This is a genomic window from Escherichia sp. GZ89 (assembly GCF_019366485.1).
In the GTDB taxonomy this organism is placed as follows: domain Bacteria; phylum Pseudomonadota; class Gammaproteobacteria; order Enterobacterales; family Enterobacteriaceae; genus Escherichia; species Escherichia fergusonii.
Map to the genome: position 1 here is coordinate 36,289 of NZ_JAEOHX010000018.1, position 24,503 is coordinate 60,791.

The following is a 24,503-nucleotide window of genomic DNA, read 5'->3' on the forward strand; positions in this document are numbered from 1 at the left end:
CGGTTAAATAAGCATATATTATGATGAGAAACCACTAAATGGCTGGCAAAGAAAATCGGTGATGCCCCGAATAAGGTAGCTACGCACCATTATGGAGCAAAGATAACAGTATAAAATCACAGCACATTGCCGATTTTGCCAACAAACGAATAAAAAAGTGAATTTACCCCTTTGACAAGCCGGATCACCATCGCTATTATGCGCCCCGTTCACACGATTCCTCTGTAGTTCAGTCGGTAGAACGGCGGACTGTTAATCCGTATGTCACTGGTTCGAGTCCAGTCAGAGGAGCCAATTTAAAGAAAGCAGACGTTCACTGACGTCTGCTTTCTGCATTTATATCAACTGGTTATCCCCTTCTTCAGGTTCACCCTCGTTCGTTAAAAACCGCTCGAATCCACACTACTTTGCTGGTAAAGCTGGTTCGATTTGCGTTTTACCAGCACGTGGAGGGAACCGTCATGTCACTTACTGATACTAAAGTAAAAAATGCCAGACCTGCGGAAAAAGCCGTCAAGCTCACAGATGGATTTGGTCTCTACCTTCTTGTGTATCCCAATGGTTCAAAATACTGGCAGTTAGGCTATCGCTTCGATGGTAAACAGAAAGTGTTTTCCATTGGTGTTTACCCTGCGGTTTCTCTTGCTAATGCCAGACAAAACGCAAAACACGATGCGTTATATCAACTCGCAAGTACAGGATACATCCTCGCAATCAACGAGCAGCGTTAGTCATTTATTTTATTAAAATCTTGATAAAGTAAAATAATATCATCTGTCATTAATAAAATTGAATACACTTCTGTATTTATGGCATATTTTTTCTTTAACTCATCATTACGCTCTGACAGAGTTGTGCAATATTTTGTTATATTACTTTTATATCATCTGTTATTTCATTTTGTGTCACTGCAAATGACAGATAAACATGGCAATAATCAGTACCATAGCTTCTCTGACGGACAGAATTTGCTATCCGCGTGGATAATCATCTTTATTGAGCACTGCGGGTGCACCCGCATCTCCAGCGACTCCAATGCAGAGCGACCTGTGTTCCCATTCATATTCAAAATCCACAGGATGACCTTCTGTCCATAACATCGATTTTATCCATATCCAGTCCGGAAGAATATCTCATCTAAAAGCAGAGAAAATTCGTAGAAAATTAAAACCAATATAATGTATTAATATTCACTATATGTACTGACAACACAGGTTAAAATGCAATATTTTAACCAAATGAACACCTGCAATTTTTAAAAAATTAAACATATCATATTCATAAGAGATATAGAAAAAATACTTCGATAACCATATCATCATTTGACAGTACAATTTTTTCTGTTTTTATAATCCAGATATATTATTACTGTATCATCATATATTGATAAAATTGATAAGATATATTTATCACTATATTTTCCTTTAAGGAAATTAAGTTTCCCCTCAATGTCAGAGCAATTTTCTTTGATAAAATACTCATCATTAATACTAATACCATATTCACAACTATCAGCAACATCAACAAAACCTCTGATCTCTTCGGGCAACTTATAATAGGTATTTCCCGCAGCATTTACATCAACAGAACGGTGCACCAGAAATGTGATAAAAACAATCAATGAGAGTTTGCCATTCATTTATCAACCACCTATATTGAGTCTTTAATCCATTTAATTTGAGTTAAGTTCATATCTATCATGCAATATAGTCTGGCTATGGCCAGATGATTACCTGGAACTTCACCCAGCCTTAAGACTGCATAACTGCATTGATTTTGCCGATGTAGTATATATTTTATATGTAATTCAGGAAACTGCTCCAGCGCACGATGTGTGTAGGAATCATAGATAAGTTTAGGTTCCTCATGTTCAATCAGAGTATAGGAATGTTCCTTATCCATTCGGGCGAGTTTAGCCTCTGCCTCTTTCTCTGTTTTTTGTAAAATAAGCGCACTTTCATGATATTTATTCATCAAGCACCAATAACGTTCTCCTTGATTCAGCAATATCGGGTCACAATCATCTACGTTAATATCATACTCGCTGCTTGCTCCATGAGAAACACTTATAAAGAAAAACGACAAGACCATTAAAAATATTTTTTTCACTCTCAACCTCTACTATTTATTAACTTTACCGCTTTCACTTTCCAAAATTATATGTTACAGAACAATAAATTACGCAGTTTAAGCAAAAAAAATATATGCCGGAATGGTAAAAGATCTGGTAAACCGCTATCAGTAATCAGTTCTGCCTGCCGCCAGTGATTCATGGCGGCAGGTTAATTAAACGTTTATTCCATGACGGCCTCATAGCAGAAATAATCCGTAAGAAATTAAACATCATATCATGCAGAAATACTTTCAAAGATTTTGCCTGTACATACGAATTTGACTTTCAAGCTTATGATCACCTGAAAAACACCAGTTCCTTTACATAAAGTCCACACACCATAACACAAAACACGGCGGTTATATCAACTCACAAGTACAGCCTACAGACTCGCAATAAATAGACAGTGTTATTTATTTACTTTATCATAATCGTGATAAAGTAAAACAACATCATCTGTCATTGTTAAAATTGAACACACCTCACTATTGCTGGCATATTTTTTCTTTAATTCACCATTGCGCGCTGAAAGAGTTGCGCAATATTTTTTTATATTATCTTTTATATCATTTGTTATTTCATTTTTTGTTAATGCAAATGACAAATAAACATTGCAATAATCAGTATCGTAGCTTATCTGACGGACAGAATCTGGTATCCGTGTGGATAAATAATAATATATATTCGAATCATATTTTTTGGGATGCCAGGACTCATCATGCGAATATGATGGCATACAAATAAAAATAACAAAAAACAACAATAACCGAACCATGGCCATTTAGCTAATCCTTTGCATAATCAGGTATATCTGCATTCATTAATTGCTTTGCTCGTTGTCTGTTGAGTTCAGCCATGCAAGAAAATATACGAGTAAAACTTCCCACTCCGTTCCCCCATGATTCAGCAAACGCGCACTGAGTGAAGCGATAACGAACGAATGCTTTATGGGACTCATCCAGTTTATAAAGTGCAACAGGGATAGCCTCATCCAGCGATGCACTTTTTTCAGCAGACCATTTTTGTATGCGTTGTTTAATATTATTCTCTGCTTCTTTAAGCATTATTGTACTTTCTATTAACTCATTTCTCAGGCAATCAGCAATTTCAGGTTGTTCGCCATATTCACAGTTATTTTTGCTACTATAGTAACTGGTGTTAGCATATACTCTGCCGATCATAAAAAAAATGACAATGAATAATAACACCCGTAAATATTTAAAAAGACTGGCCATTATTTTTCACGCCCCATAGAGCCTGACAATAAAGAATGCACATAGTCTACCTTTGCCTCATAAGCTGCATCTCCACCACCATTGTATTGTTGTGCAATAATTTTAACATTTACAGGAAGTCGCCATCCAAAAATAACCCGCTGCTTACTCCCCTTACAGTATCTCAACTCCTGGCCATTATGTAGTCTGGTTGGATTAACACCAGGATTCTCCCTCTCCAGAATCTCCTTTGTTGTACCTATTCGACGCCTGTCAAGAGCAATTGCATCCATAGTACCGTGACCATCAGCTGTAGATACTTTTACTGTATAAATGGTTTTATCATTCGGATCATCAACAGATATTTGATCCGAGAGACTCAATTTATTCATTAAATATATAATTGCTGCTCTAATATTTGAATATGGGTCATTAGTAATTTTACTTAATGTTAAATTTTGCCATTCCGCACCAGTAGGAATGACCAGACTGATGGCTTCATCTTTATTGAGCAATGCGGGTGCACCCGCATCTCCAGCGACTCCAATGCGGAGCGGCCTGTGTTCCCATTCATATTCAAAATCTACAGGATGACCTTCTGTCCATAACATCGATTTTATCCATATCCAGTCCGGGCACAGATCTGAGTTAAAGTTATCATATTTTTGCAAATACTTTTTCATTTCAGACATAGCTTGCTGAATGAATGAATCATATTTATTCCATATTTCTTTTTTTTCATCATAAGCATCTTTCCTTGCTTTTTTCCAAATAGCAAATTTTTCCTCTGCGGTTAAAGATTTTTTTTAGGTTTAGGTTTAGGTTTAGGTATATTTATCGATGGTTTTTCATTTTTAGATACCATACTGCCCTCCATATTTTTATTTAATCAAAAGATTCTCTCATTCCATAAACTATATCCGCTTGTCCCGGCTGTGCAATGCTCCCAGTTTATGGTTTCATATACAAATGATATCGTTTCCTGAGTTTGCCCTGAATTATCATTAATAGAGTGAGGTGCATATAAATGAATATCGCTAATTCTGGCATTAGTGAGTTTTATCTTGTAGTATTTTTCGTTAACCCCAAAGCGATTTGTCCGGTAGAAATCAAAATCGCAGGTTAGTATTTCATTGTCGTTAATCGCTTTACCGAGTAAAGGCGATGATTTATCAATTGGCTTTTTTATGGTGACGGAATGATGATTGACATTCTGGTTACGACTTAAACCGTGCGTTAACTCAAACACCATAATCTGGTCAAGATGTACCAATTGGGCTTTATTACCAATAGAGTCCAGTGAGGAACATCCTGCTGATATCAGTCCCTGGTTTTGTCCATTCAGTGTCAGATAAATTAAATTAGCCATAAAAATACTCCTTCAGTTCAGTTATTACTGCCGGATTTTGCTCCGGTCGCTGTCTCCGGCATCGTTTGATTTTTCAGCAATAGCCAACGACTTAACACGCCGTCCAGCCGCTCATTAATCTGTTTTTCCAGCACGTCGGTATTCTGCCCCTGCGCACGGGCGTCCTGGTACTGCGTCAGCAGGGACTCAACGGGTGTTTCCTGCCCCAGCCCCCGCTCCGCCTGCCAGATAACATTTTTGATGTAGGAAAGGGTTACCCCCTCTTTCTCACGTTTCATCACGAGGTCTGCAAAGGCATGTAAGTCCTGGCGGGCCTGTAACCAGCCGCGTAACTGTGGACTACTCTGTGCGCGGGTTTTCAGCGTCTCATTCCACTGTGCGGTAGCCTGCTGCTGTTGCAGGCTCTCCGGCCAGCGACTGTCGGCGGTACGCGCCATCTGTAAGCCCGTATTCAGCGGCTGAACAGGTGAAGCATCGAGAAGTTGTTGTAGCCTGCGCTCATAGTTTTCCAGCTCAGGTAACGCCAGCCAGATTGTGGCCGCACCCTGCGCGGTATCGCTGACCCGGGAGAGTTGTTGCTGCATGGGACTAACCAGCCACCACCAGAGCGCGGCGACGACAGCCGCAGAGCAGACAACACCCGCAATAAAACCTTTCGCCGCACTGCCCTGCTTTGCCACACTGGCCGGTGGCGTGCTGTCAGCCAGGCTGCGCACCTCCACCTTCATCTCCGGCAGTTCGGGCAGCGGCGGCATCACCGTTTTGGTTGCTGGCTCAGTGCCGTTTTCCGGGGCATAAATCAGCGTTCTTACCGTGGTCTGTGCGGTGTGTTCAACGCTGCTTTTCGGCTGCGGCTCAAGCCGTTTACGCGTGTTCTGGACAAAATAAAGCAGGTTTTCCACACGCGGCTGGCGCTTCAGTTCCACCTGCTGGAGTTTGTCGCAGATAAGCTGTAATGCCCGTTCTGTACGGTATAACAGGGGCAGGTCAGCCTCCACAAAGGATATCTGCTGACGCAGAATGTTCCCGGTGCGGGTGTTGAACCAGTCCAGCATCTCGGTCCGCGCCGGGCCGCCCTGCGGCCAGAATTTATCCCACTCGTGAGTCACCATCGCCGCCAGCAGCTCCGCCCCTTCGCAGAATCCCGCCAGCCCCTGTGTACGGGTCCGGGCCAGCGTGTAGTAGGTGGCGGTATGCAAATCCACCCCGTTGACCTTAAATATCGCCAGCGCCAGCGACTCCACCAGTTTCCAGTTCAGCTCCGGCTGCGACGGATGGCTGGCCTTGTTGATTTCCTCGCGGATGGCGCTGAACTCTGGCAGGCCACGCGGGTCACTGCCGGTAACGATAGTTTGTGTCAGTACGTTATTGCTCATCCTTGTCTCCTCAGTACAGCGTGTCCGACAGCCTGAACTGGCTGAAAAGCCCGCCACTGAATGGATTGTCCTCGGTGTCAGCGTGTATCCGGTAGACCATCGCGCCACCGTCCACGTTAAACCGCACGCTGAATGTCCCTGCCTCAACGCTGGTTAACTGCCCTGCCCCGAACAGGCGGAACTGCGCCCACGGCCCGGTGAAACTGATACTGCGCGGCGCTCCGCCACTGACGCCTATCAGCGTCAGTTTGCTTTCATTGCCTTCACGCATGTTGTTCGGCCAGACCAGGTGGGCGGTATAGTTACGCCCCTGGCTGTAATCGACTAACTGGCCGTCGAGGTTCAGTACGCTGCGGCGTTTGTTGCCGGAGAGCGATACCGTTTCCACCGCAAACTGCGTTCCCAGGCCGTTTTGTTTACTGAAGAAGAGCGAATCTTCTGTGCAGTATCCAGTTGCCGGATGATGTCCTCGCGGATAATCACCCCGTTATCGCCATCACGGCTCAGGTCATTTTCAATAAACAGTTTCAGATTCTGCTGCCAGAATGTGTCCAGCACGCCATCCGGTTTAAAGAAACGTTCAAACGCATCCAGTGAAGCATCCTGCGCCGAGCGCGGATTAAACGGATAGTTACCGGCAAGCTGTTCATTGAACGGTTTCACCACGTTGTCACGCCAGTCAATTTCCATATAGTGAACGGCCTCCACCATCACCACATGCCAGGCCTGGTCGGCCAGCTTGCCCACCCAGCGGTTAAGTGGCGCGGGCAGGGTTTTCGCCATCTGGCGGGTGGCGAATATCGGGTCGCTGCTGTTCTGGTCCAGACGTAGCTGGACAGCTTTCAGCGCCGATTTCCCCGGCACCGGCGCGTTCTGGATCGCCAGCAGATAGCGGTGCAGTTCCGTTAACTGCTGGTACACCGCCTGCATGGTACTTTCTTTATCCTTCTGTACCGCGAGCGTACTGTTTTCCGGGGCGAATTCATGCCCGAGGCGGGTCAGCAGGCGGAAGTCCGGCTCCGCCAGTGCATTCTCCCGTTCTTTATCAGAAATTTTTTCAGAGAGTACCGCAGGCTGCGTGTTATCACGCAGGGCAGTCAGCGCCCGCTGAAGTGGCTGGTCACCGCTGATTATCTGCTCCAGCGCACTGGTCAGTTGCGCAATGGACACATAATTCCTGACGTTAAGATTATCCATCCCGGCCCGCCAGGTAGCGGTGTAGTCACTGAGATACTGTTCAGTCAACTGACGCTGAATCTCTGCCCGGTCACATCCGGGTGCGCTTTTTCCACTTCGTCGAGCAACACCACAGAATAAGGTTTCTGGCGAATCGCTTCGGTCAGCACGCCGCCTTCACCATACCCGACATAGCCCGGAGGGGAACCAATCAACCGCGAGACGGTGTGCTTCTCCTGGAACTCGGACATATTGATGGTGGTCAGATACTGGCGACCGCCGTAGAGCAGTTCTGCCAGTTGCAGGACGGTTTCGGTTTTACCCACGCCGCTGGGGCCGGCCAGCAGGAACGCGCCCAGCGGGCGTCCCGGACGGCGCAGGTCGGCGCGTGCAGTCAGCAGGTGTTTATGCAGGCTGGCAATCGCCAGGTCCTGTCCTTTGATGGTGTCACCAAGCCACTTCGGCAGGTCGGTGATGACCGACATTTCATTCTGCGACAGGCGGTTAAGCGGAACGCCAGTCCATTCGGCAATCACCGCCGCAATCTGTTTTTTATCGACATGCGGGGAAACCAGCAACCGGTCGTTATGCAGGGTGTCCAGTTCGGCGGTGAGCTGGGTCAGCCTCTGCACCGGGGAAACTGTTTCAGCGGTCTCTTCAGGCTGTGTGCTACCAGCATCATCAGTCGATTCAGCATCGGTATTATCCTGTTCTGACTCTGACGGCGTATCCTCCATGGCATCCACGCCCAGTAACTGCTGGCGCAGCGCGATAATTTCCCGTACCAGCGTCTGCTGCTGGTGCCAGGCCGCTTCCAGTTCATCCAGCGCCGCCAGTGTTTCATCATACTGCACCAGTACCTCGGTCACCCCTCCGAAATCTTCACCGTGACACCCAGGGAAAGATCACGTAACGCTGCTTTTTTGTACTAAACAATTCGCATTTTATGTTTAAAAATTGAGATATTCCTCATTACCTGAAGCTGTTTTTTATTGCTTATACATGATCAAATACTCCTTACATAATTAAGGAGAACAAAATGGTACTTAAAAAATTGATGGAACATATTTCTATTATCCCCGATTACAGACAAGCCTGGAAAGTGGAACATAAATTATCGGATATTCTACTGTTGACTATTTGTGCCGTTATTTCGGGTGCAGAAAGCTGGGAAGATATAGAGGATTTTGGGGAAACACATCTCGATTTTTTGAAGCAATATGGTGATTTTGAAAATGGTATTCCTGTTCACGATACCATTGCCAGAGTTGTATCCTGTATCAGTCCTGCAAAATTTCACGAGTGCTTTATTAACTGGATGCGTGACTGCCATTCTTCAGATGATAAAGGCGTCATTGCAATTGATGGAAAAACGCTCCGGCACTCTTATGACAAGAGTCGCCGCAGGGGAGCGATTCATGTCATTAGTGCGTTCTCAACAATGCACAGTCTGGTCATCGGACAGATCAGGACGGATGAGAAATCCAATGAGAATAGATTTACAACTCAAGATGGCGGCAGGACATTAACGACAAGAGGTTGCAGCTAATATGATTGTAAAAGCGCTAGAAACAAAATATGGTAAAATATATGGTCGAGATGCGATGATTTTAACTGGAACAGAGTTAAATCTATATCCATTTAATTTCACCATCAAAGTTTCATTATCGTTATCTGCCTGCAAACCTGCTATTAAAGATGCTTGTGATGTTACTCTCGTATTTTTTATTAGCAATATCGACAAGCTCTCTATATATAAACTTGATGATTATCCATTTGAAAAATATACGAAATCAAGTTTCGACTTAGTAGAGGATATCCAAAGGGATGGAGTTCATCATATAATTATCAGCACTTATGACCATGCTTTTAATATTATTGGAAACACAAAATTAGATATTCTTAATAATAAAGGGGGGCGGATCAACTTCCCCCTCTTTTTTCACATCAAGATTAATTCTTAACGGAATGGCGGTTCATTAAACGTACGTAGTTTACGAGAGTGCAGCCGTTCTCCCTCTGCACGTAAGAGATCAATAGCGCGAATGCCTATTTGCAAATGCTCAGAAATAGCGCCTTCATAAAAGCGATTTGCCTGCCCCGGCAGTTTGATCTCGCCGTGCAATGGTTTGTCCGATACACAAAGCAAAGTACCATACGGTACACGGAATCGGTACCCCTGAGCGGCAATGGTGGCACTTTCCATATCGATAGCCACCGCACGGCTAAGATTAAAGCGCAATGCCGAGGCGGAATAACGCAACTCCCAGTTACGGTCATCCGTTGTAACCACAGTTCCTGTACGCAGCCGTTGCTTAACTTCTTCTCCCGGCATCCCACTGACCAGCTTAGTGGCGTCATAAAGCGCACGTTGCACTTCTGCAATGCTTGGAATTGGGATATCTGGTGGAAGTACTGCATCAAGTACATGATCGTCGCGTAAATAAGCATGGGCAAGAACGTAATCACCAATCATCTGGCTTTCACGCAAACCACCACAGTGACCGATCATCAGCCAGACATCCGGCCTGAGCACCGCAAGGTGATCACAAATTGTCTTCGCATTCGACGGACCAACACCGATATTGACCAGCGTAATCCCCTGTCCATCGGCGGTAATTAAATGCCAGGCAGGCATCTGGTGTTTTTTCCATGCCAAATCAGAAATTGCTTCTTCTGGTGCTTCAGTTTCGGCTGTGATCCAAATTCCCCCTGCACATGAAAGCGCAATATATGGACTGTCAGGATCAAGTATTTGACTACATCCCCAACGAACAAATTCATCTACATAGCGGGTGTAGTTAGTGAACAAAACGAAAGGCTGGAAATGTTCAACCGGCGTCCCGGTATAGTGCCGCAATCGTGCCAGTGAAAAATCAACACGGCGGGCATCAAAATGCGAAAGTGGCGAAAACTCCGCAGGATGATAAATACCGTCTGCGGTTTCATCTCCAATTTGTGCTAACTCGGTAGTGGGAAAATGACGAGTCAGCCCGGCACTCATCGAACGATCCAACGATAATTCAGAACCGTCGATCACGTAGGGATAAGGGATCTCATGCTGTGAAGGTTCGACTGTAATTTGCGCACCGTAATCCTGATAAAGCAACGTCAATTGCTCTTCCAGATAACGACGAAAAAGTGCCGGGCGGGTAATAGTGGTGCTATAGCTCCCTGGATGAGTAAAACGTCCAAAAGCGCGCGCTTTAGGTGGATTCGTGGTGTTTCCATCCCATTTAACCGTAAGCGATGGATAAACAAAAAGACCGTGCTGTCGGGCGTTAACGTCGGGAAGCTCTCCACTTTCAATGTATTTGCTAATAGCACTACGTAAAGCGTTTACCGATTGCTCATACATTGCGTTCAGTTTATCCAGTGCCTGAGTTGGGGTCAGGCCAATGCCCTGATGATTCATGACTGTCTCCTTGTTTCACAGATGTACTGCTCTTTCGATAGTATGTCACAGTAATGTGAAACTAAAGTGAGACTTAAAGAAGAGATATGCGAAGGCCGGAACACCTTCGCAATTAATGTGATAACAGTTACTTATCTTTCATTAATGATGCTGTCGCCGCTGAGATAAGGCAACCAACAAGCAGGTAAATAGCTACGCTCCGCCAGTCACCCGCAGAAAATGTGACAAGAGCTGCGGCAATGAATGGTGTAAAACCTCCCCCCACCACACTTGCGACCTGATACCCCACACCAGCACCACTGTAGCGGTAACTCGCGCCAAACATGCTGGTAAACATCGGCTGCTGCACACAAACCACCATATCATGGGCAATATTCGCCAGCATTATTGAGAAGAACACGATCCAAAAAATAGATTGGGATTCCAACGCTATAAAAAACGGGAAAGCACTGAGTGTGCCAATTAACGCTCCCGTAATATAAACGCGACGACGACCAAAACGATCTGCAAGCCATGCAAAGCACGGAATGGTCAGGCAACTTAGTCCACCCACCAGCAGGCCGATATTCAGAAAGAGTTCGCGTGGAAGCCCGAGATTTTGTGTCGAGTAGTTCAGTGCAAACGCAGTGACGATATACATGGTCAAAAGTTCACACAAACGCAAGCCGATGATTTTCAAAAAAGCGCCGGGATGACGGCTAAGTGCTTCCAACACCGGTAAACGTGTTTTTGGTGATGTTTTTTGTTGCTGCTTTTCAAACTCGGCAGATTCTTCCATTCCGTTACGAATCCATAATGCGCCAAGCACCAGCACGATGCTGAATAAAAACGGAATACGCCAGCCCCAGCTTAAAAATTGTTCATCTGTGGTCATCATGCTGATCAGCGAAACCAGCCCGGTAGAGAGCAAAAGACCGACACCATAACCGACCTGTACCCCACTGCTATAAAAGGCTTTTTTGTTTTCAGGTGCGCTTTCGACCGACAGCAACGCCGCACCGCCCCACTCCCCACCAACGGCAAATCCCTGGATTGCCCGTAAGGTAACAAGCAGAACCGGAGCCCACCAGCCAATTGCAGCAAACGATGGCAGAATGCCAATCAGTGCCGTCGCAATCCCCATCATCCAGACGGTAAGCATCAGCATCCGTTTGCGTCCAAGGCGGTCGCCAAAATGACCAAAAATCACGCCACCCAGTGGACGAAACAAAAAGCCGACGCCAAATGTTGCAAAAGCAGCCAGTGTGCCCATGGCCGGACTAATTTGTGGGAAGAATTCACTGTTAAACACTAACGCGGCAGTGATGCCATAAAGCAGAAAATCGTACCAGTCAACTACTGCTCCGGCAAAACTACCGAAAGCAGCACGACGAGCACGGGTAAGCGATGGAGTGTCCTCTTTTGGAGGCGTTGAAATAAGTGTGGAGTCCATGATTGTCCTGTCAGTACTGGTTTTTTAGTTATAAGTATAAAAATGGGTTACTCACATTGCAGCCGTTGTATAACCGACTCAGATTGCTGACAAATCGCGCTTTATCCTGCCTGTGAAATCTCGCAAATTCAATGTATTGCAGGAACTGTCCAGGTCAGATGAGAACCAGCTCTTCAGGTAAATTGGCGTTTGCCATTAGGCTAAGTCGGTGCTTAAACGACTCTTTTGAGACTACCTCGCGAAAAGCGAAGTGAAAATGATTTTCTTTCCCAAAATGGGCAAGATGAAAAAAATGAAAGATAACCGGGAGATGTGAGATAACAAAAAACCCGCTTTAAAAGCGGGCTTTTCAGAATTTGGCTCCTCTGACTGGACTCGAACCAGTGACATACGGATTAACAGTCCGCCGTTCTACCGACTGAACTACAGAGGAATCGTGTGAACGGGGCGCATATTAACGATGACGATATGCAATGTCAAAGGCTGAATTCATATTCCTGATCGTTTGCTGAAATATTCCTCATTTCGCATTAAATTGCGCCACAAACGCTTATTTTTCCACCTTTTCAAGGTGTGTCCTGGGATATTTCCACAACCATTTACCGGTTTTCATCCGACGATAAAAGAGAATTGCCCGGACTGCCCAGTCTGAGAACATTCCCATCCAGACACCCACAACGCCCCAGCCAAGAACAATACCCAGCGTATAGCCCACCACGACCCGGCATCCCCACATCCCTAACATTGATACCCACATTGCATAGCGTGCATCCCGTGCGCCTTTAAACCCGGCAGGCACAACCCAGGCCGCTGTCCAGATTGGCATAAACGCCGCATTGAGCCAAACGAGGACCACCACCACATGAATAACTTCAGGATCGTGGGTATAAAAGGAAGCCATCAGACTGGCAAATGGTGCGCTCAGCCAGGCTATTGCGGTCAGACCAATGGTTGATAACCAGAACACATGACGCAGTTGAATTGCAGCCTGAGCAATTTGACCGTTACCTAATCGCCGTCCGGTAATAATTGTTGAGGCCGAGGCCAACGCATTACCAGGAAGGTTGATAAGTGCAGCAATTGAAAAGGCGATAAAATTACCGGCAATAACACTGGTTCCCATCCCGGCAACAAACATTTGTGTTAACAGACGTCCACTGGTAAAGAGAACTGATTCGACACTCGCCGGGATACCTATTCCCATCACTTCCCAAATAACAGAAAAATTCAGTGGCCTGAAATAGCTTTTCAAGGTGATACGCAGCGCCGGATTAAAACCGATCATCAACACCCATATAATGGCAACAGCTCCAATATAGCGGGAGATTGTCAGCCCCAGGCCCGCCCCTTCAAAACCAAGGCCTTGCCATGAAAAAATGCCATAAATAAGTATGCTGCTAATGATGATATTGAGAATATTCATGCCACCGTTAATGAGCAGCGGAATTTTCGTGTTACCGGCCCCTCGCAACGCACCACTACCAATTAGCGCTATGGCTGCCGCCGGATAACTCAGTACCGTCAACTCCAGATAGATCAACGCCAGCGCTTTGACGTGTTCTGTAGCCTCTCCGGCAACAATATTGATGATCTGCTCACCAAAGTAATGAATCACCGCCGCCAACAATATGGCAAATAACGTCATAATGACCAGCGACTGCCTTGTTGCCGTTCTGGCGCGTCGTCGGTTACGTTTCCCGAGGCTAAATGCCACTACCACCGTCGTACCCAGGTCAATAGCAGCAAAAAAAGCCATAATCACCATGTTAAAGCTGTCTGCAAGGCCCACTCCCGCCATTGCATCCTTACCCAGCCAGCTCACCAGGAACGTGCTCAATACCCCCATTAACAGCACACAACCGTTTTCCAGAAAGATGGGCACAGCAAGCGGTGTAATTTCACGCCAGAAGAGAACTTTATAACTCTTACGTTTGGCGTACCAGGTCGTGCGGGTTACGGCATGGCGTACAGCAGAAGTGATATTCAAAGCAGACCTTAAAGAAAAATGTGAAACCGCATTTCAAATGATGAGGGAGAATCGACAATCCTGCAAAATTATTTCCCGTTAAAATTGTCTGGAAATGCAACAAATTGTTGAGAGATAAAGCAATTAAACACAAGAGTTGAAAATGGGGTTTGACAAAAGATTTTTCGCCGCTAAGATGTGCCTCAACAACGATTCCTCTGTAGTTCAGTCGGTAGAACGGCGGACTGTTAATCCGTATGTCACTGGTTCGAGTCCAGTCAGAGGAGCCAAATTCTGAAAAGCCTGCTTCCGAGCAGGCTTTTTGCTATGTGCAGTCTTACGTCACACTCAATATCTCTCCCCCCTCCTTCTGCATTTCAAAAATCATCATTCAGCCATTGCGACTTGCCTGTCCGCTTTTTGTGAGTTTTCTGTTCATCGAAAGAGTAACACCTTACTGCCATCGCGCAGACCAGGAGTATTAACAGCAGCAGTGGGATTTATACGACAAATTGTGACCTCACACGCAATACCCACACTCACTTAATGGGTAGCCGCTTCTCCTTGATAGCGATCAAAAAAAAACATACCGTCTGGTCGGTATGCTTCTGCCTATGAATACAGAAACCCAACATCGTAAAAAAGATCCCATCCGTCTGTATCAGCAGTTGCTGGAGTCTGCAGCTATGATTGCTGGTCGTGACGGTATTGCTGCCCTCTCGCTGAATGCGGTTGCCCGCGAAGCTGGCGTGAGTAAAGGTGGATTACTGCATCACTTTCCGAACAAGCAGGCGCTGATCTACGCCTTATTTGCCCGGTTGTTGGCAATAATGGAAGAGGCCATCGCTGCCCTGATGCAAAAAGACAATATCAGCTATGGCCGTTTTACTCGCGCATATGTGAACTATCTTTCTGCACTGACTGACACACAAGAAAGCCGTCAATTGATGGTGCTTTCGCTGGCAATGCCCGATGAACCGGTGCTGCGAAAATGCTGGCGAGACTGGATGCTTGGTCATTTAGCGAATGGCGATGAACTGGATAATAGCCCAACCGGAACGCTGGTGCGCTATACCGCGGATGGCATCTGGTTGTCTGAGTTAACGGAAGGGATCACCATGAGCCCCGAACATCGTCAGGCACTGGTTGATTCACTGAATAAGATGACGCTTCCCGCGTGAAGTCCCATGGATTGAGGTCGCGATGCGCTATAACATCAATGCCCGTTTCATTTATGACGCTACGGATGGCACGCTTACGCTACCGCAAAGCACTGAGCCAGACTGCCAACTCTCGTTAACGTCCAGCGCCCTGCTCAACTTTTTTTTGCATCATACCGATATCGTTAGTCGCGAAGAGGTACTGAAAAAAGTTTGGGATGACAACGGATTAACTTCTTCTAACAGCAATCTGAATCAGTATCTCAGTATGCTGCGCAAGACATTCCGTCACTATGGTATTGATAATATTATCATTACCGTTGCACGCGGCTATCTGCAGCTAAACCCGGATGTCTCCATCGAACCACTGGATGAAGCCCCTGCGCCACCTGCAATTATAGAGCCATCCATAATCCCTGATGTTGACGCACCAACATCCAGTGAGGATACCGGGTCTGCGCCATCAACATTAACGCCTGTCACCCATAGTCACGACGCTTACTGGTATTTTGCAGGTGCCTGTTTGTTAACCATTTCGATTTTGTTGGTAGCCTTCAATTTGTTCGGTATCAGCGAGGCGCGCCCCATCGCTTTGACGCAACTTTCTCATAGCCAGTGCGAATTACTGGCAAGCGACGAAATGCGCCGTTCAGTAAGCGTGAAGGCGTATGAGAAAAATTATGACGAAGTCCGTAAGCGTCTGAATATCGCCTGCAAACCAGGTGAGCGTTTTCTTTTTTTCTACGGTGACAGGCTGGAAACCAACGGCCTTGGGCGAGTGTTCCTCGCGCACTGCGCTATGCATGAAGATAACCCGTTTAGTTATTGCGATAACTACTTTTATTACTCCTGGAAACCGTAATGAGAATTGCACCGCGCACCTTCTTTGCTATTTCCGCCCTGACGTTTATCGTCGCCTCCGGGTTTAGTTTCTGGCGGTTGTCCCCTGCTGAAAATACAGGGATTATGAGTTGTTCAACAAAAGGCATCATGCGTTTTGAGAATATGGAAAAGGAGAACGTTAACGGTAATATTCACTTTAACTTTGGCAGCCAGGGTAAAGGTTCTATGGTGGTCGAAGGCTACACGGACTCTGCCGCTGGCTGGCTGTACCTGCAACGCTATGTCAAATTTACCTATACCAGTAAACGTGTTTCCGCCACGGAACGCCATTACCGCATCAGCCAGTGGGAATCCAGCGCCTCATCGATAGATGAATCACCAGATGTGATTTTTGACTACTTTATGCGTGAAATGTCTGACAGCCATGACGGGCTGTTCCTCAACGCCCAGAAGCTGAACGATAAAGCGATTTTGCTCAGTTCTATTAATTCACCGCTTTGGATCTGTACCCTTAAATCTGGCAGCAAATTAGACTAGTTTTTTCTGGCTGCCTTACGCAACGAATTGCTCACCACTTTCATCGTCCCCCCTTCGCCTGACGAGAAACACGACTCTTTAACTTCGTGATAGCACAGGCGATTTGTGATGTACCACGCATTTCATTTTCCCCTTCTCAACGGCCCTGAGCAAAAGCGCATTTTTTGCGTTTAGGGTTTGCGCCAAAGTATGAGCCCCAACACACTTCACCGCTGTAGCTGTTACCCCCTTTTCGTAATTATTTAGCAACTTAGCAACAAACATACCCGGCGAAAAAAATACGCCAAAAAGCGCATTATTAAAAACAAAATCCCCCCACCACTCCAGCACAAATACATAAATCAGAGTGTATTGAAAGCTAAATCTCAGAATTTAATTCTAAATCATTGCTTTCAGCAGATTTAAATTCCACAAAATCCCATGAGCTCTATAGTGACATTCGAACGCCGCTTCCGTGAGTTAACGCTGTGTCACGGACGGTTTTCCTGAATCACAAAACCTGTTCTGAGGAGATCACCATGGGTGATGCATTAGGGCTTATCGAAACCAAAGGCCTGGTGGCCTGTATTGCCGCAGCGGATGCGATGTGTAAATCCGCCAACGTTGAACTGATTGGCTATGAAAACATCGGCTCTGGCCTGGTGACCGTGATGGTGAAAGGCGACGTTGGCGCAGTGAAAGCATCTGTCGATTCTGGACTTGAGTCCGCACAGCACATCGGGGAAGTGGTGACGTCGCTGGTCATCGCGCGTCCTCACAACGACATCAACAAAATCGTTATTAAACATAAGGCTTAAGGCCGGAGGGAAGAAACATGGGTGATGCATTAGGTCTGATTGAAACCAAAGGTTTGGTGGCTTGTATTGAAGCAGCTGACGCGATGTGTAAGGCCGCCAACGTTGAGTTGATTGGCTATGAAAACGTCGGTTCTGGTCTGGTCACCGCAATGGTGAAAGGTGATGTCGGCGCAGTAAAAGCGGCGGTGGATTCCGGTGTTGAGTCCGCACAGCGCATTGGCGAGGTGGTGACGTCGTTGGTTATCGCGCGTCCACACAATGACATCAACAAGATTGTCTCGCACTACAAAATTACCGATTAACCGGAGAAAACATAATGAGAGAAGCGCTTGGTCTGATCGAAACCAAAGGTCTGGTGGCCTGTATTGAGGCGGCAGACGCGATGTGTAAGGCCGCCAACGTTGAGTTGATTGGCTATGAAAACGTCGGCTCTGGCCTGGTCACCGCGATGGTGAAAGGCGACGTTGGCGCAGTGAATGCCGCGGTGGATTCCGGTGTTGAAGCAGCAAGACGTATCGGTGAAGTGGTGACCTCCCGTGTCATCGCCCGTCCACATAACGACATCGAAAAAATTGCGTCGCAGCATAAAGCATGACCTGACAGGGCACGCCCCGTCTGCACTCTTTTAGTCTGATGAAGGATAGACTCATGATTGAACTGGATACCGATTTGCGCTCCCGTCAGAACGCGCGGGTGCTGGTGCGTAACGCCAAAAAAGCGCAAGCGATTATGGCCACTTTTTCGCAGCAGCAAATCGACGCCATCGTGAAAAACGTGGCCCAGGAAGCAGCACACCACGCTGAAGCACTGGCAAAAATGGCCGCAGAAGAAACTGGCTTCGGCAACTGGCAGGATAAAGTCCTGAAAAACCGTTTCGCCTCGCTGCGTGTTTACGATGCCATCAAAGATATGAAGACCGTCGGCATCATTCATGACGATCAACAGCAAAAAGTGATGGACGTGGGCGTGCCGCTGGGTGTGATTTGCGCCCTGGTGCCGTCAACCAACCCGACTTCGACCATCTTCTACAAAACGCTGATCGCCCTGAAAGCCGGTAATGCGATTATTTTCTCTCCGCATCCCGGCGCACGTCAGTGTAGCTGGAAGGCGATAGAAGTCGTTAAGCGTGCCGCAGAAGCTGCTGGTGCACCTGCGGGTATTGTCGATGGTGTAACCGAGCTCACGCTGGAAGCAACCCAGGAACTGATGCATAGCAAAGATGTTTCGCTGATTCTGGCTACCGGTGGTGAAGGAATGGTACGAGCAGCATATGCTTCTGGCACACCGACCATCAGCGGTGGTCCTGGTAACGGTCCGGCATTTATTGAACGCAGTGCGGATATCCACCATGCGGTGAAAGATATCATCACCAGCAAAACCTTCGATAATGGTGTGATCTGCGCTTCTGAACAGTCGATTATTGTTGAACGCTGCATTTACAACGAAGTACACCGCGAGCTGGAAGCTCAGGGTGCTTACTTTATGAACGAAGATGAAGCGGCAAAAATGGCAGCTCTGCTGCTGCGCCCGAACGGCACGATTAACCCGAAAGTGGTGGGAAAAACCGCACTGTATTTAAGCCAGATGGCCGGTTTTTGTGTGCCCGCCAGTACCAGAGTACTGATTGCCGAACAAACTACCGTTTCTCACAAAAATCCCTACTCACGTGAAAAGCTGTGCCCGGTTCTTGGTCTGTATATCGAAGAGGACTGGAAAGCTGCCTGCCACCGCGTGGTGGAGTTGCTGACTAACGAAGGTCTGGGCCACACACTGGTGATCCATACCCGCAACCAGGATGTGATCCGTCAATTCTGCCTTGAAAAACCGGTTAACCGCATTCTGATCAATACCCCTGCAGCGCTTGGCGGTATTGGCGCTACCACTAACATTACCCCCGCCCTGACGCTTGGATGCGGTGCGGTAGGTGGTGGTTCCTCTTCCGATAACGTCGGGCCAATGAATCTGCTCAACATTCGTAAAGTGGGCTATGGCGTGCGTTCCATCGATGAGTTGCGTTCTCCGGGTAGCCGTGCAGAACCGCAGCCAGCCATCGCCGCGCCGGTAGCGGATCCGCATCGCAGCCTTCTTGACGATGCCCGCTTCACCTCCCCTGCCCCGGCAACCACATCTGCTGATGATCGTTTTACTGTGGCAACGACTGATCCCGAAGGCGAGATCAACGAGCAGAACGTTGAGCGAGTCATCCGCCAGGTGCTTGAGCGCTTAGGCAAGTAATTCATTGAGATAAGGCGATAAAAACGATGATTCTCGCAAAGGTAACCGGACATGTCGTCGCCACGCAAAAGTGCGATGAGCTGCGCGGCAGCAACCTGTTGTTGATCACCCAACTGGATGATAACCAACAGCTGATGAAGGACCGCTCCTGGGTCGCTGTCGATAGCGTCGGTGCAGGCGTTCATGACGTTGTGCTGGCGGAGGAGTACTTCGCACTCAATAAAGATCGTTACAAAGCGATGTCAGTGGTCGCCATTGTCGAGAAGGTTTTTCGGGACGCTTAAGGAGTGAAAAAACCAATGAGTGAATTTTTGCTGAAACCCCGGATCTGCTTCGGTCAGGACGCGCTGTCAGTCCTGGACGAGCTAACCGCCTGTCATGTTTTGCTGGTTACCGATCAGGCGATGGTCAAATTCGGTCTTGCTGAACGTGTCACGCAGCGTCTCTGTGCGCGCGGCATTGACTGGCAGGTGTGGGATGACGTTGTCGCCGATCCGGATATCGCTACCGTGGTCCGAGGGATGAAGTTGATGGACAGCTGCTACCCGGATCTGGTTATCGCACTCGGCGGTGGTTCGGTCATTGACGCAGCCAAAGCGGTTATTTTCGCCCTGGCGCAAACCCGTCCGGAAGCAGGACGTGAACGCCCCTGCTTTGTGGCTATTCCAACCACCAGCGGTACGGGCTCAGAAGTGACCAGTTTCTCGGTGGTGAAAGCCCATGCCGAAAAACTGGTGCTGGTTGACTCGTCGCTGCTACCGGATATCGCCATTCTTGATCCGTCACTGGTGGCATCCGTGCCACCTGCTATCACCGCTGACACCGGAATGGATGTGTTGTGCCACGCTCTGGAGGCTTATGTCTCCCTTGCCGCCAGCGACTTTTCCGATGCACTTGCTGAAAAAGTGGTGCAACAGGTGTTCAGCTACCTACCGGGCTGCTGGCGTAACGGCCAGGATTTGCAGGCTCGGGAGAAAATGCACAACGCCTCATGTATGGCAGGAATGGCGTTTACCAATGCCTCTCTTGGCATCACCCATAGCCTGGCTCATGCCCTTGGTGGTGTTTTCCGTGTCCCTCATGGGCGCGCAAATGCCCTGCTAATGGCACACGTTGTGGCATGGAATGCTGACTACCACGGTCAATGCGACACCCTTGCTGCGCGGAAATATGCACGTCTGGCACATCTGTTGGAACTGCCTGCCAGCACGCCTCGTGAAGGAGTAACAAGCCTGCTGGTCGCAATCCAAACGCTGAAAGATGAAATGAATATGCCCAGGGGGATTAACGACACCGGCGTGAATGCCGCTGATTTCGATCAGCGCCTGGCGGAGATGGTTGCCCAGGCACTGCGTGACAGTTGCACCCCAACCAACCCGCGCGAACCGGATGCCCGCGCCCTGACTGAACTTTATCGCCAGGCCTGGAGCGGCAATATCGCTCAATGCCACTGATAACAAGAACTGGAGACCCTTACCTTATGGCAAACTACAATTTAACACCGCGCGTAAAAGTGCTGGCTGAACGTTTACTGGCTCACCCCAGTACCCTGTGCGTTGAACATGCCGGGATCCTGAGCGGGCTGGATGGTGATATCGCGGGCATTCCCGCCGCAGTAAAACCCGCTCGCCGTTTCTATGAACTGATGCGCCAGCTACCGCTCGCTGTTAGCCCCGATGAACTGATTGTTGGCAATCAGACTCATCGTCCGCATGGTGCGATTTTCCACGACGAAAGTACGGCCCACCGCCCGTCTGTTTTTCAGTTTCTTAATCTAAATAGCGACCTCGATGCCCCGGATTATAAACTGGTGATCGAAAAAGGCGTGCTGGCAATCAAACAGCAATTGGAAGAGAAAACCCGCTCACTGGGCAGCGCCGTTAGCCGCAGTGGTATGGATGAAGTCAACGCTTGCCGCGCCGCGATTTATGCCTGTGATGCCCTGATGCAGTTAGCGCAAAATCTGGCCACCAGCGCCGAAAAACTGGCTGCAACTGAGACAAATGCGTATCGCAAAGCTGAGTTATCTGAAAGTGCCGCCATTTTGCACCATATCCCAGCGCATCCTGCTCGTAGTTTTAAAGAGGCTTGCCAGGCATTTTATCTGTTCCAGTTAGCACTCCAGTTAGATAATGGTAGCTATGCTGTTAACCCGGAAGGTGCAGATAAAGCGCTGCTGGCGTATTATCAGCATGATATTGCCAACGGTCTGCTGACCGAGGCGCAGGCTTACGAAATTGTCGAATGTTTGTGGTTTAAACTGGCAGAACTGAGTGAAGTCCGCGCAGCTTGTGCTATCGATGGCTACCCGATGTTCGATGCTCTGTTGCACGGTGCAAGCCTTGAGAACGCAGTGATTAACCCTCTTTCAGAGATGTTCCTCAATGCACAACGTAACCTGAGCGCGCTAAATCTGCCCGTACGTCTGTTCCATGGTGCCCACAAAACCGTTACCACACCATTTGCCGCCTGTAGCGAAACGCCAGTGCTGGAAGGCCTGACACCACGTATCCAACGTCTGCGTAACCACTACCTGACTGTTCGCCCGAGTGTTTCTATTTACCGTGCACTGGCTTTTACCGAAGTGGTGAAAGCGAATCCAGGAATGCCAGCCATCCTGCTGCGTGCTAAAGCATTCCGTCACGCCTGTGAAACTGCGCCGATTTTGATTCAGGACGATGAGCTGATCGTCGGTCATCCTTGCGGTAAACCGCGTGCTGGCGCATTTTCACCTGATATTGCCTGGCGCTGGGTGCGTGACGAACTCGATACCATGAGTACTCGCCCACAGGATCCGTTTGAAATCAGCGAAGAAGATAAAAAAACCATTCGCGAAGAGATTGTACCGTTCTGGGAGGGTCGCTCGCTGGATGAAATTTGTGAAGCACAATACCGCGAAGCTGGCGTTTGGTCGTTCAGTGGCGAAACATTCGTCAGCGACCTCTCCTATCATCAGGTTAACGGCGGGGGTGATACCTGTCCGGGCTACGATGTGCTGCTGTTTACCAAAGGGATGAATGGCATCAAAGCCGATGCCGAGGCGCATCTTGCCGAACTGAGCATGGAAAACCCGGAAGATATCGATCGCATTTACTACTACAAAGCAGCGATCGAAACCTGTGAAGGGGTGATCAACTATGCGCATCGTATTGCCGCCCGTGCCCGTGAACTGGCTGCCGTTGAACAGAACGCCCAGCGTCGAGCAGAGCTACTGACTATCGCAGAAGTTAACCAGAACGTTCCGGCGAATCCGCCGAAAACCTTGCAGGAAGCGCTGCAAAGTATCTGGACGGTAGAGTCACTGTTTGAGATTGAAGAGAACCAGACAGGCCTGTCACTTGGGCGTGTTGACCAGTACTGCTACCCGATGTTTGAAGCAGATATCCGTGAAGGTCGCCTGACTCATGAAGGTGCACTGGAGCTGATGCAGGCATTTATCATCAAATGTGCCGAGCTGATGTGGATGTCCAGCGAACTGGGAGCGAAATATTTTGCGGGTTATCAGCCATTTATCAACCTGACTGTCGGTGGTCAAAAACGTAGCGGTGGCGATGCCTGCAACGATCTCACCTATCTGATTATGGATGCAGTCCGTTTTGTGAAAGTGTATCAGCCATCACTGGCTTGCCGTATCCATAACCAGTCGCCGCAAAAATATATGGAAAAAATTGTCGATGTGGTGAAAGCGGGGATGGGCTTCCCAGCCTGCCACTTCGATGACTCCCATATCAAAATGATGCTGCGCAAAGGTTTTGACTTTGAAGATGCACGTGATTACTGCCTGATGGGCTGCGTGGAACCACAAAAATCAGGTCGTATTTACCAGTGGACTTCCACCGGCTACACCCAATGGCCAATTGCCATCGAGTTTGTCCTCAACCGTGGTCGTATGGTGCTGTTTGATAGCTATCAGGGGCTGGACACGGGCGATCTGAAAGATCTGCGCACATTTGAAGATTTTGATGCCGCGGTGAAAAAACAAGTTGCTCATATCATACGCTTGTCCGCCATCGGTACGGTCATCAGCCAGCGTGTGCACCGGGACGTGGCACCAAAACCGCTGATGTCGCTACTGGTTGAAGGCTGCATGGAAAAAGGCAAAGACGTCTCTGCCGGTGGCGCAATGGTAAACCACGGACCTGGGCTGATTTTCTCTGGTCTGGCTACCTACGTCGATTCAATGGCGGCCATCCGCAAACTGGTTTACGAAGATAAGAAATATACCCTTGAACAGATACGGGACGCTCTGCTGGCAAACTTTGAAGGTTGTGAAGGCTTGCGTCGCGACTGTCTGAACGCACCGAAATACGGCAACGACGATAACTACGTTGACCAGTACGCTCTGGATATCACCGAGTGGACTGAACGAGAGTGCCGCAAGTACAAGATGCTCTACTCCACTCTCAGCCACGGTACGTTGTCGATCTCCAACAATACGCCGATTGGTGAGCTGACCAATGCCACACCAAATGGTCGTCTGGCGTGGATGCCGCTTTCTGACGGGATCAGCCCGACTCAAGGGGCGGATAAGCATGGCCCTACAGCGATTATCAAGTCTGTGAGCAAAATGAACGTTGAAACCATGAATATCGGCATGGTGCATAACTTCAAATTCCTCAAAGGGCTACTTGATACACCGGAAGGTCGCAACGGCCTGATAACTCTATTGCGTACAGCATCAATTCTTGGCAACGGTCAGATGCAGTTCAGCTACGTCGATAATGAAGTACTGAAAAAAGCACAACAGGAACCGGAAAAATACCGTGATTTGATCGTCCGCGTAGCCGGTTACAGCGCCTACTTCGTGGAATTGTGTAAGGAAGTTCAGGACGAAATCATCAGCCGTACGGTGATTGAGAAGTTCTGATAA

Annotated in this window: 22 protein-coding genes, 3 tRNA genes and 4 pseudogenes; 15 read left to right on the plus strand and 14 right to left on the minus strand. The window is 48.0% G+C overall.

The features are described 5' to 3' along the window. Window positions 1-218: 218 nt before the first annotated feature. A tRNA-Asn gene (locus K0335_RS20430) sits at window positions 219-294 on the plus strand. Window positions 295-461: 167 nt separating this feature from the next. Then, a pseudogene (locus K0335_RS20435) lies at window positions 462-701 on the plus strand (Arm DNA-binding domain-containing protein); the annotation flags it as partial. Window positions 702-1,318: 617 nt separating this feature from the next. Here the strand turns inward: K0335_RS20435 and K0335_RS20440 are convergent. The 9 genes and pseudogenes from K0335_RS20440 to K0335_RS20485 all read right to left on the minus strand — a co-directional run. Further along, window positions 1,319-1,639 carry a hypothetical protein gene (locus K0335_RS20440; protein ID WP_104920350.1) on the minus strand — a complete coding sequence of 107 codons (321 nt, stop codon included), beginning with the start codon at window positions 1,637-1,639 and terminating at the stop codon, window positions 1,319-1,321. An 11-nt stretch (window positions 1,640-1,650) separates the two neighbouring features. Further along, window positions 1,651-2,109 carry a hypothetical protein gene (locus tag K0335_RS20445; protein ID WP_125282644.1) on the minus strand — a complete coding sequence of 153 codons (459 nt, stop codon included), beginning with the start codon at window positions 2,107-2,109 and terminating at the stop codon, window positions 1,651-1,653. A gap of 413 nt (window positions 2,110-2,522) precedes the next feature. Next, window positions 2,523-2,894 carry a hypothetical protein gene (locus tag K0335_RS20450; RefSeq protein WP_104920349.1) on the minus strand — a complete coding sequence of 124 codons (372 nt, stop codon included), beginning with the start codon at window positions 2,892-2,894 and terminating at the stop codon, window positions 2,523-2,525. A 4-nt stretch (window positions 2,895-2,898) separates the two neighbouring features. Further along, the gene (locus K0335_RS20455; RefSeq protein WP_046077359.1) at window positions 2,899-3,348 is read right to left on the minus strand and encodes a lysozyme inhibitor LprI family protein; all 450 of its coding nucleotides are present in this window, start codon (window positions 3,346-3,348) and stop codon (window positions 2,899-2,901) included. Continuing rightward, window positions 3,348-4,019, minus strand: coding sequence for a hypothetical protein (locus K0335_RS20460; protein ID WP_104920348.1), 672 nt, complete (start codon window positions 4,017-4,019; stop codon window positions 3,348-3,350). Before K0335_RS20460 ends, K0335_RS20455 begins: the two co-directional genes overlap by 1 nt. Before the next feature lie 197 nt (window positions 4,020-4,216). Continuing rightward, window positions 4,217-4,696 (minus strand): Hcp family type VI secretion system effector, encoded by a 480-nt coding sequence (locus K0335_RS20465; protein ID WP_001284965.1) that lies wholly within the window; start codon window positions 4,694-4,696, stop codon window positions 4,217-4,219. 17 nt (window positions 4,697-4,713) lie between these two features. Further along, window positions 4,714-6,072 carry a VasL domain-containing protein gene (locus K0335_RS20470; protein WP_160194088.1) on the minus strand — a complete coding sequence of 453 codons (1,359 nt, stop codon included), beginning with the start codon at window positions 6,070-6,072 and terminating at the stop codon, window positions 4,714-4,716. Window positions 6,073-6,082: 10 nt separating this feature from the next. After that, window positions 6,083-7,341: pseudogene (locus K0335_RS22555) on the minus strand (type VI secretion IcmF C-terminal domain-containing protein); the annotation flags it as partial. Beyond that, window positions 7,341-8,129: pseudogene (locus tag K0335_RS20485) on the minus strand (AAA family ATPase); the annotation flags it as partial. The pseudogenes K0335_RS20485 and K0335_RS22555, both read right to left, overlap by 1 nt. A gap of 158 nt (window positions 8,130-8,287) precedes the next feature. Between K0335_RS20485 and K0335_RS20490 the strand changes: the two are divergent. Both K0335_RS20490 and K0335_RS20495 read left to right on the plus strand, forming a co-directional pair. Further along, window positions 8,288-8,740: pseudogene (locus K0335_RS20490) on the plus strand (ISAs1 family transposase); the annotation flags it as partial. A gap of 58 nt (window positions 8,741-8,798) precedes the next feature. Next, the gene (locus K0335_RS20495; protein ID WP_223685791.1) at window positions 8,799-9,212 is read left to right on the plus strand and encodes a hypothetical protein; all 414 of its coding nucleotides are present in this window, start codon (window positions 8,799-8,801) and stop codon (window positions 9,210-9,212) included. Here the strand turns inward: K0335_RS20495 and K0335_RS20500 are convergent. From K0335_RS20500 to K0335_RS22740, 5 genes are all read right to left on the minus strand, one after another. Further along, window positions 9,209-10,663, minus strand: a complete 1,455-nt coding sequence (locus K0335_RS20500) for an AMP nucleosidase (RefSeq protein WP_001016370.1) — start codon at window positions 10,661-10,663, stop codon at window positions 9,209-9,211. The two genes, K0335_RS20495 and K0335_RS20500, sit on opposite strands and share 4 nt — an antisense overlap. A gap of 127 nt (window positions 10,664-10,790) precedes the next feature. Beyond that, complete coding sequence (gene shiA / locus K0335_RS20505; protein ID WP_000378537.1) at window positions 10,791-12,095, minus strand: shikimate transporter; 1,305 nt, start codon at window positions 12,093-12,095, stop codon at window positions 10,791-10,793. Window positions 12,096-12,452: 357 nt separating this feature from the next. Next, window positions 12,453-12,528, minus strand: a tRNA-Asn gene (locus K0335_RS20510). A gap of 117 nt (window positions 12,529-12,645) precedes the next feature. Then, window positions 12,646-14,082, minus strand: coding sequence for an EmmdR/YeeO family multidrug/toxin efflux MATE transporter (locus tag K0335_RS20515; protein WP_001027998.1), 1,437 nt, complete (start codon window positions 14,080-14,082; stop codon window positions 12,646-12,648). Further along, window positions 14,021-14,320: a DUF5951 family protein gene (locus K0335_RS22740; RefSeq protein WP_219340422.1), complete on the minus strand. Its 300-nt coding sequence runs from the start codon at window positions 14,318-14,320 to the stop codon at window positions 14,021-14,023. The genes K0335_RS20515 and K0335_RS22740 overlap by 62 nt, the downstream gene beginning before the upstream one ends. Here K0335_RS22740 and K0335_RS20525 point away from each other — a divergent pair. From K0335_RS20525 to cutC, 11 genes are all read left to right on the plus strand, one after another. Continuing rightward, a tRNA-Asn gene (locus tag K0335_RS20525) sits at window positions 14,276-14,351 on the plus strand. The genes K0335_RS22740 and K0335_RS20525 overlap by 45 nt on opposite strands. A 312-nt stretch (window positions 14,352-14,663) precedes the next feature. Next, window positions 14,664-15,242: a TetR/AcrR family transcriptional regulator gene (locus tag K0335_RS20530; RefSeq protein WP_000926369.1), complete on the plus strand. Its 579-nt coding sequence runs from the start codon at window positions 14,664-14,666 to the stop codon at window positions 15,240-15,242. Window positions 15,243-15,264: 22 nt separating this feature from the next. Then, on the plus strand, window positions 15,265-16,083 hold the full coding sequence (locus K0335_RS20535; protein WP_160194095.1) for a winged helix-turn-helix domain-containing protein: 819 nt from the start codon (window positions 15,265-15,267) through the stop codon (window positions 16,081-16,083). Continuing rightward, window positions 16,083-16,601, plus strand: a complete 519-nt coding sequence (locus tag K0335_RS20540) for a FidL-like protein (protein ID WP_001217010.1) — start codon at window positions 16,083-16,085, stop codon at window positions 16,599-16,601. The genes K0335_RS20535 and K0335_RS20540 overlap by 1 nt, the downstream gene beginning before the upstream one ends. Before the next feature lie 518 nt (window positions 16,602-17,119). Beyond that, a complete protein-coding gene (locus tag K0335_RS20545; protein WP_000502008.1) occupies window positions 17,120-17,398 on the plus strand; it encodes a BMC domain-containing protein in 279 nt (92 codons plus the stop codon). A 17-nt stretch (window positions 17,399-17,415) separates the two neighbouring features. Continuing rightward, on the plus strand, window positions 17,416-17,700 hold the full coding sequence (locus K0335_RS20550) for a BMC domain-containing protein (RefSeq protein WP_000502010.1): 285 nt from the start codon (window positions 17,416-17,418) through the stop codon (window positions 17,698-17,700). A gap of 14 nt (window positions 17,701-17,714) precedes the next feature. Beyond that, window positions 17,715-17,993 (plus strand): BMC domain-containing protein, encoded by a 279-nt coding sequence (locus K0335_RS20555; protein WP_001206281.1) that lies wholly within the window; start codon window positions 17,715-17,717, stop codon window positions 17,991-17,993. A gap of 53 nt (window positions 17,994-18,046) precedes the next feature. Continuing rightward, window positions 18,047-19,633, plus strand: coding sequence for an acetaldehyde dehydrogenase (acetylating) (locus tag K0335_RS20560; RefSeq protein WP_104920342.1), 1,587 nt, complete (start codon window positions 18,047-18,049; stop codon window positions 19,631-19,633). A 26-nt stretch (window positions 19,634-19,659) separates the two neighbouring features. Further along, a complete protein-coding gene (locus K0335_RS20565; protein WP_000599365.1) occupies window positions 19,660-19,917 on the plus strand; it encodes a EutN/CcmL family microcompartment protein in 258 nt (85 codons plus the stop codon). 15 nt (window positions 19,918-19,932) lie between these two features. Then, entirely contained in the window at window positions 19,933-21,087 is a 1,155-nt protein-coding gene (locus tag K0335_RS20570) for a 1-propanol dehydrogenase PduQ (RefSeq protein WP_104920341.1), read from the plus strand. A gap of 26 nt (window positions 21,088-21,113) precedes the next feature. After that, window positions 21,114-24,500: a choline trimethylamine-lyase gene (gene cutC, locus K0335_RS20575; protein WP_104920340.1), complete on the plus strand. Its 3,387-nt coding sequence runs from the start codon at window positions 21,114-21,116 to the stop codon at window positions 24,498-24,500. Window positions 24,501-24,503 lie beyond the last annotated feature (3 nt).